Origin of the sequence: Pedobacter sp. HMWF019 (assembly GCF_003061025.1) — a bacterium.
In the GTDB taxonomy this organism is placed as follows: domain Bacteria; phylum Bacteroidota; class Bacteroidia; order Sphingobacteriales; family Sphingobacteriaceae; genus Pedobacter.
Window position 1 is genome coordinate 1 of sequence record NZ_QAIL01000405.1, and the last position, 7,513, is coordinate 7,513.

General features: G+C 40.6%; 7 protein-coding genes. 6 read left to right on the forward strand and 1 reads right to left on the reverse strand.

Annotated elements, in window-relative coordinates; translation table 11 throughout:
* Nucleotides 1-297: 297 nt before the first annotated feature.
* The gene (meaB, locus tag DBR11_RS21770; RefSeq protein ID WP_108554722.1) at nucleotides 298-1,191 is read right to left on the reverse strand and encodes a methylmalonyl Co-A mutase-associated GTPase MeaB; all 894 of its coding nucleotides are present in this window, start codon (nucleotides 1,189-1,191) and stop codon (nucleotides 298-300) included.
* Between the two features lie 87 nt (nucleotides 1,192-1,278).
* On the opposite strand from meaB, the gene DBR11_RS21775 reads away from it, so the two are divergent.
* From DBR11_RS21775 to DBR11_RS21800, 6 genes are all read left to right on the forward strand, one after another.
* A complete protein-coding gene (locus tag DBR11_RS21775; protein WP_108554723.1) occupies nucleotides 1,279-1,935 on the forward strand; it encodes a glycosyltransferase family 32 protein in 657 nt (218 codons plus the stop codon).
* A 43-nt stretch (nucleotides 1,936-1,978) separates the two neighbouring features.
* Entirely contained in the window at nucleotides 1,979-3,184 is a 1,206-nt protein-coding gene (locus tag DBR11_RS21780) for a glycosyltransferase family 87 protein (protein ID WP_108554724.1), read from the forward strand.
* Between the two features lie 21 nt (nucleotides 3,185-3,205).
* Nucleotides 3,206-4,084 (forward strand): glycosyl transferase, encoded by an 879-nt coding sequence (locus DBR11_RS21785; protein WP_108554725.1) that lies wholly within the window; start codon nucleotides 3,206-3,208, stop codon nucleotides 4,082-4,084.
* Nucleotides 4,084-5,070, forward strand: a complete 987-nt coding sequence (locus tag DBR11_RS21790; RefSeq protein WP_108554726.1) for a glycosyltransferase family 2 protein — start codon at nucleotides 4,084-4,086, stop codon at nucleotides 5,068-5,070. The genes DBR11_RS21785 and DBR11_RS21790 overlap by 1 nt, the downstream gene beginning before the upstream one ends.
* A 57-nt stretch (nucleotides 5,071-5,127) precedes the next feature.
* Nucleotides 5,128-6,957: an ABC transporter ATP-binding protein gene (locus DBR11_RS21795; protein WP_108554727.1), complete on the forward strand. Its 1,830-nt coding sequence runs from the start codon at nucleotides 5,128-5,130 to the stop codon at nucleotides 6,955-6,957.
* Between the two features lie 2 nt (nucleotides 6,958-6,959).
* The coding region (locus tag DBR11_RS21800; RefSeq protein ID WP_199233914.1) for a glycosyltransferase at nucleotides 6,960-7,513 on the forward strand (554 nt) is incomplete at its 3' end.

Below are 7,513 nucleotides of genomic sequence, written 5' to 3' on the forward strand. Positions count from 1 at the left end.
TACAAACACTGTTCCAAACTTGAAAACAAAGACAAAATAGGCTTATAAAAACCATAATTCATTCATAACCAGTGTAACATCTACACATACATTAAATTAAAAAACTTCACATAGTAAGCATAAGTAACTAAAGAACAACAACTTAGCACACTAAAAAAGCGCATTAAAAAATGCACCACAGGGAATTTGTCATAAAAAACTCATTTCCGGAAACCCACTTTCTTTTATAAGTGATCAATTATAATTCTTGAAGTAAACACCCTTATACTATACAAGAGTCCACTTTTTCAGACAGATTTATGAAACCCATTCGTCTACAAACCTGTAGATATTAAACCCAGGTTCTAACATGGCAGTTCTCACCCCGTTCCTCAATTTTACCCGATCGATGTCAGACATTCTATAATACTGCAGGATTTTAAAAGCTTTTTCAGCCATCAGGAAAGGTTTCCGGTCGTTAGCAGATTTTAATGGTTTCATCAACCAGGAACAAAATTCAGCAATGCCCTCATTTTTATCCGCAACAGTCTTAAAAACAGGCACAACAGGATCCTGTTGACGCACCAGTTTTCTGAGGTTATTAGCAAATGTATCTGCCCCTTCGCGGTCTGCCTTGTTAACCACAAAAGCCTGTGCAATTTCCATCAGTCCCGATTTGATGTTCTGAATCTCATCTCCCGACTCGGGAACCAACACCACAACCGTACGGTCAGCTAAACCGGCAATCTCCAGCTCAGACTGCCCCACACCAACCGTCTCTACAAGGATCAGGTCAAAATCTGCAGCCCTCATTACATCGACCATCTCAATGGTCTTCGCGGAAATCCCCCCCAAAGCGCCCCTTGTAGCTACAGACCGGATATAAACATTTGGATTATTAAATTGCTGTGCCATCCGAATCCGGTCGCCAAGTAAAGAACCAAAATTGAATGGAGAAGTAGGATCAACCGCCAAAATGGCAATCCTTTTGTTTTTCAAAACCAAATGAGAAGTAATTGCATTGACCAGTGTACTCTTTCCTGCTCCGGGGGGACCTGTGATTCCAACAACAGGCACATTATCTCTGGCACGAAGCTGCCGGAGCAATTGTCCAGCCGGAACAATATCATTCTCTACCAGGGTTAAGGCCCTGGCCAATGCAATAAAGCTTCCCTGTTTTATTCCCTCCAAAAGGGCTTCACTGGTATTCATTTTAAAATCCTCTATACAAAGAAATGGAATTTCCTGATTATTTGCAGAGTTTATAATGAAGTGGTAGCTTAGCACATTATTTCAACCATGTCCATACCAAAAATCATACATCAAACTTTTAAATCAGAAAAATTACCCTTCCTTACCCGATGGCATATTTCAAGATTTAGAAAAAAGAATCCCGACTACGGTTATGAGTTCTACGATGATGCAAGGATAGAGAAATTTCTTGAACAAGAATATGATGTGGAGACCTTAAAACTCTACCAACGATTGAATATAGGCGCTGCCAAAGCCGATTTTTTCCGGTATGCCGTTTTATTAAAAAAAGGTGGCGTTTACCTGGATATTGACAGTAGTATAAAGGGGAGCCTTAACAATTTTATAAAACCAGAAGATACCGCCATTATTTCTGAAGAAGGGAACCCCGGACTGTATGTACAATGGGCTTTGGTCTATGAGGCCAACCACCCCTTTCTTCAGCGGACCATGGAGCTCGTTTGCGACAACATCAAACACAACAGATACCCACATGATGTCCATAAAATGACCGGCCCGACTGCTTATACCAATGCCATTAATCAGTGTCTTGCAGAACATCCCAATACCCCTTACCGCTTACTGGGCGTAGATTACAATGGACACCTCAAATTTAAGTATCCCCTGAGCAAACTTTCTCTCTATAAAAAAGGAGAGCACTGGAAAAAATTACAGCAGACACAACCCGTCCTTCGTACAAAATAGGTTTCTTACCAGCATCCCCAGGCCAAAAATTATAAAAACGGCAATGAACCAAATAAAAGCGCAACTCTTTTTAGAAAAGTTATTCAACAACAGGAAATTCATTTTTTCTGTATGGGTTATATTGGCCATCGTGGCCACCTTAAAACAATTAAGATCAGGAACAGAGCACAACAACTATCTTATCTTTACCCATACATTTTACCATGCGCTAGACCACCTCAACCTATATCTGAGGTATCCTGCAGAATATGGCGACATGAACCATTACGGCCCATTGTTCGCATTAATCATTGCCCCATTTACATTGTTCCCTAAATTTGTTGGAATGTTCCTCTGGCAAATTGTGAACATCTCTGCCTTATTCTATGCAGTGTCTACGCTTCCCTTAAAAAACCCAAAAATTACTGCGGTTTACTGGATCATTAGTAATGAATTGCTTTCTTCCTTATTTTCCTTTCAAATCAATCCGTCTATCACGGCCATCATTATACTTTCATATACCATGATCAATAAGAGGAACAATTTTTTCGCCGCGTTCCTGATCTTCTTAGGAACTTATATAAAGTTATATGGCATAGTCGGGCTGGCTTTCTTTTTCTTTGTCAAAGAGAAACCTAAATTTATTGCGTATTGTGTTTTTTGGGCTATCGTTTTCCTGATCCTCCCTATGCTTTTCTTTAGTCCGGAATATATCATTCAATGCTATAAGGACTGGTCCGTTTCACTGGCAGCAAAGCAACTGGAAAATGCAACCCTCGTTTCCTGGCAGGATGTATCTATTATGGGTATTTTTAGAAGAACGTTACAAGATCCAACTATCCCCAACTGGCCCTTTTTATTAGGAGGAGTCATTCTGTTCTGCCTCCCTTATTTACGGATTAAACAGTATCAATCCGAAACCTTCAGATTGATGTACCTGGCTTCAACCCTGATTTTCACCGTTGTTTTCAGCAACTCTTCCGAATCCCAGACCTATATCATTGCTTTCACCGGGGTAGCCATCTGGTTTATGATCCAGGACAGGCCGGTCAAACCGGAGGTATTTGCCTTGTTTATTTTTTCGATTCTCTTCACTACACTGGCACTCACAGACTTTATCCCCAGATATATCAGGGACAACTATATCATGCGCTATTCGCTTAAAGCCCTTCCCTGTGCACTCATCTGGTTTTATCTCAGTTATCAGCTCCTCTGCAAAAATTTCCTGAACAGAGAAGAACCTGCACAAACCGAAACCCTATCTTTGTAAATTAAAAGAAAAACAGCAGCAATGAAAGTTACCGGCTTCACCTTTATCAGAAATGCAATTGTAAACGACTATCCTGTAAATGAAGCCATCCGCTCTGTGCTGCCCCTGTGTGACGAATTTGTTGTTGCCCTTGGGAACTCCTCAGATGAAACTGCCGCATTGGTTAAAAGTATTGCTCCGGATAAAATACGAATTATTGAGACCATCTGGGATGACAGCCTTAGGGAAGGTGGGCAGGTATTTGCCCAGGAAACCGATAAAGCCATGGCCGCTATTTCTCCCAACACAGACTGGATGATCTATATCCAGGGAGATGAGTGTATTCACGAAAAATACCTCCCCCTGATCCGCAGAGAGATGGAAGAAAACCTGAATGACAAAAACATCGAAGCACTGCTTTTAAAATACCGTCATTTCTATGCCTCTTACGATTATCTTGCCGAATCCAGACGCTGGTATAGAAGAGAGGTGCGCATACTCAAAAATCTACCTGGTATCCACTCCTACAGAGATGCTCAGGGATTTCGCATCAAAGACAGGAAACTCCATGTTAAACTGATCGACGCCTATGTTTACCACTATGGCTGGGTCAAAACACCTCAGGCACTACAGGGAAAAGTAAGAAATTTCAATCAGTTTTACCAAACGGAGACCTGGATAGAAGAAAATCTTCCGGTTCAAAATACCTTTGATATGCATAACGCAGACCGATTGGTTAAATTTAAGGAAACGCACCCTGCAGTTATTCAGGACAGGATCAAAGCAACAAACTGGACGTTCGATCAGGACATTACCAAAATGACTCCCAAGATGAACTTTCGGAGAAGGGCACTCCAGAAAATAGAAGATCTGACAGGCATTCGGTTGTTCGAATACCGAAACTATAAAATCGTTAAATAATGAAGAAAAGCCTATCCATCGTTATTCCAAACTACAATGGCAAACATCTTATGGAAGCCTACCTGCCCTCCGTGATTACAGCAGCGGAACAAGCAGATGTGTCCTATGAAATTATTGTTATAGACGATGGCTCAAAAGACGATAGCATATCTTTCCTAAAAAACACTTATCCGGAGATTAAACTCCTCATTAACGATCGAAACAGAGGCTTTTCTTATACCTGTAACCAAGGTATACAAGCCGCAATCTATGAACTTACCTTTCTGTTAAATTCCGATGTCAGGCTAAGCGCAGATTATTTCGAAAAGCAATGGCCCTATTTTCAGCGAGAGGACACTTTTGGAGTAATGGGCTGTATTATGAAAGCTGATGGCAGCAAGATTGAAGATGCAGCACGTATATTGTTCCGTAAAGGCTGCAGGCTTAAAGCAAACCGCTTTTATTACAGCAAAGATCCGCAAGACCAACAAGTATTCACTGCCTACCTGTCTGGAGCCAATGCCCTGGTAGACACCAAAAAACTAAAAGCACTAAATGGCTTCGATGAAATCTATTCTCCTTTTTCTTCAGAGGATTCAGATCTTTCATTAAGGGCCTGGCTATTGGGCTGGAAATGCTATTACGAACACCGGTCTGTTTGTTTTCACCAGGTAAGCGGCAGCACCAGTACCCAGCTCAAGTCTACCTTCATGAAGAAAATCTATTTCCGGAACAGATTTATTTTTCACAGCATCCATCTTGAAGGGTTCAGGGCTTTAATCTGGCCAACTTACTTAGTATTATTGGAGGTTTTACCAAAACTCATTCTTGGCAAAAGCTGGATGTACGCAAGCTATAAAGAATATCTTCAGCACCTTCCTCAAATACGGGCATCCAGAAAGAGATTGGTCGCATTAAAAGAACAGTACCAATCCTCCCTTGAAGTTCAGGATGTTATTGACTTCATTAACAAATCTGTAGCCGAGAAATCCGTTCAATACCTCTAAGCAGCATTTGTCTTTATTAAAAATAGAAACCGTAACTTTGCTCCCTAATTTTTTTTGATGAAAACATATTTTCGTTTATTATCCTTTGCAAAACCCATAGAGAAATTTGCGATCCCCTATATTATTGCAACTCTGCTCTCCGTTATATTTGGTGTATTAAACCTGACCCTTCTTTCGCCACTTTTTCAAACTTTAATCTCAGTAGATTCAAAGACCCCACATAAAGTCAGTCAAACAGCCACATCCGCCTTTGATATTACAGGGAAGTTTGGAGATTTTGTGAACAACTCCATCAACACGCACGGACCAATACCAACCTTAACTTATGTTTGCTTAATTATTGTTGTCTCGGTCTTGCTGTCTAATATCTTCAGGTATTTTTCCCAACGGATTATGGAAGATCTACGGGTACATACCCTATTGAACCTCCGTAAAACGGTATTCAATAACGTAATGAACATGCATGTTGGGTTTTTCAACAACGAACGCAAAGGAGATATTATTTCTAAAGTCGCCTCCGATGTTCAGGTGGTGCAATTTACGGTAACCAATACTTTGCAGGTGGTCTTCAAAGAACCACTCACACTCATTTTTTATATCATTGTACTATTGTCCATCTCAGTAAAACTCACTTTATTCTCTTTGATGGTTATTCCGATTTCCGGATTTATTATTAGTAAAATCGTTAAAAGGATAAAACAACAGGCCAAAGCAGCGCATGAATCTTTCGCAAAAATGATTGGTTTTTTAGACGAAGCACTCAGCGGTATAAAAATTATCAAAGCCTTCAATGCCAGTGAAAGGATAAAAGATAAATTTCAGGCAGAAAATGTCTTCTATTCTAATCTGAACAGAAAGATGATCAGAAGGCAACAACTTGGCTCTCCTGTATCCGAATTTTTAGGTGTGGTTATGGTTTCCTTTATTGTTTGGTATGGAGGAACATTAATCATGAGCCACGAGCCTGGCGCACTCTCCACCAATCAGTTCATTGCCTATATCGCTATTTTCTCCCAGGTGATGAGGCCGGCAAAAGCCCTGACAGATTCATTTGCAGGAATACATTCCGGAATTGCAGCCGGAGAAAGGGTTCTCGAACTTATCGATACGAAGCCAGAATTGGTTAATAAGCCCAAAGCATCCAAACTGGAAGGTTTTCATCACGCATTGAGCCTGGAACACGTTTCCTTTAGCTATGGAGCAAAAGAGGTTTTAAAAGACATCAACCTGACTATACCAAAAGGTAATACGGTTGCACTAATTGGCCCGTCAGGTGGAGGAAAGAGCACACTTATGGATCTCATTCCGCGCTTTCATGACCCCAAGTCGGGCGTCATTAAAATTGACGGACAAGCCTATGAAGAATTTACTGTAGAAAGCATCCGGGAGCAAATGGGCATTGTGAACCAGGAATCCTTCCTGTTTAATGACACCATTTTTAACAACATCGCCTTTGCCAAACCAGATGCCACAGAAGAAGAAGTCATTGCAGCAGCCAAAATCGCCAATGCTCATGAATTTATTCTGCATACCGAAGAAGGCTATCAGACTTTTGTCGGAGATCGTGGAAACCGCTTATCCGGCGGACAAAGACAGCGTGTTTGTATTGCAAGAGCCGTACTGGCCAACCCACCAATCATGCTTTTAGATGAAGCAACCTCCGCTTTGGATACAGAATCAGAAAAACTGGTACAAGATGCCTTAAATAACCTCATGAAAAACCGTACATCCATTGTGATTGCCCACCGTCTGAGCACCATACAACATGCAGATACCATCGTGGTTATTGACAAAGGAGAGATTGTAGAAACCGGAAAGCACTCCGAACTCATGGCTGCAAATGGACTTTACAGACGATTGATAGATATGCAAACTTTTATAGACTAAAGATGTCAGATAAACTTATATCTATTGCCCTATGCACCTACAATGGAGAAAAGTTTTTGAAGGAACAAATGGATTCTTTGGTCCATCAGGACTATCCAAATCTTGAAATTATTGTCGTAGACGACTGTTCATCTGATCGTACGATCGAAATTCTGCAGTCCTACAGTCAACGATTCTCTTTTATTAAGATCTATCAGAATACACAGAACCTCGGCTATATAAAAAATTTCGAGAAAGCGATTCACTTGTGCACCGGTGAGCTGATTGCCTTATCAGATCAGGACGATATCTGGATGCTCAATAAGATCAGTAAGATGTATAGTAGCATTGGAGATAACATCTTATTGTATCACGACTCTGAATTTATAACTGAACAAGGTGAAACGATGCAATGTTTTATTTCTGATATCCGGATATTTTATCAGGGCAATGATAGTAGGTATTTTTTATTTGAGAACTGTGTTTCAGGACATGCTATTGTATTTAAAAAAGAACTGAGAAACTACATAGGTTCATTTCCAAACGGTATTTATCACGACTGGTGGCTTGCCTATGC

Excerpts from the sequence above, each read along its gene's own strand:
- DBR11_RS21780 (WP_108554724.1), top strand. The coding sequence starts at position 1,979 with ATGAACCAAATAAAAGCGCAACTCTTTTTAGAAAAGTTATTCAACAAC.
- DBR11_RS21775 (WP_108554723.1), top strand. The coding sequence starts at position 1,279 with ATGTCCATACCAAAAATCATACATCAAACTTTTAAATCAGAAAAATTA.
- meaB (WP_108554722.1), bottom strand. The coding sequence starts at position 1,191 with ATGAATACCAGTGAAGCCCTTTTGGAGGGAATAAAACAGGGAAGCTTT.
- DBR11_RS21785 (WP_108554725.1), top strand. The coding sequence starts at position 3,206 with ATGAAAGTTACCGGCTTCACCTTTATCAGAAATGCAATTGTAAACGAC.
- DBR11_RS21795 (WP_108554727.1), top strand. The coding sequence starts at position 5,128 with ATGAAAACATATTTTCGTTTATTATCCTTTGCAAAACCCATAGAGAAA.
- DBR11_RS21790 (WP_108554726.1), top strand. The coding sequence starts at position 4,084 with ATGAAGAAAAGCCTATCCATCGTTATTCCAAACTACAATGGCAAACAT.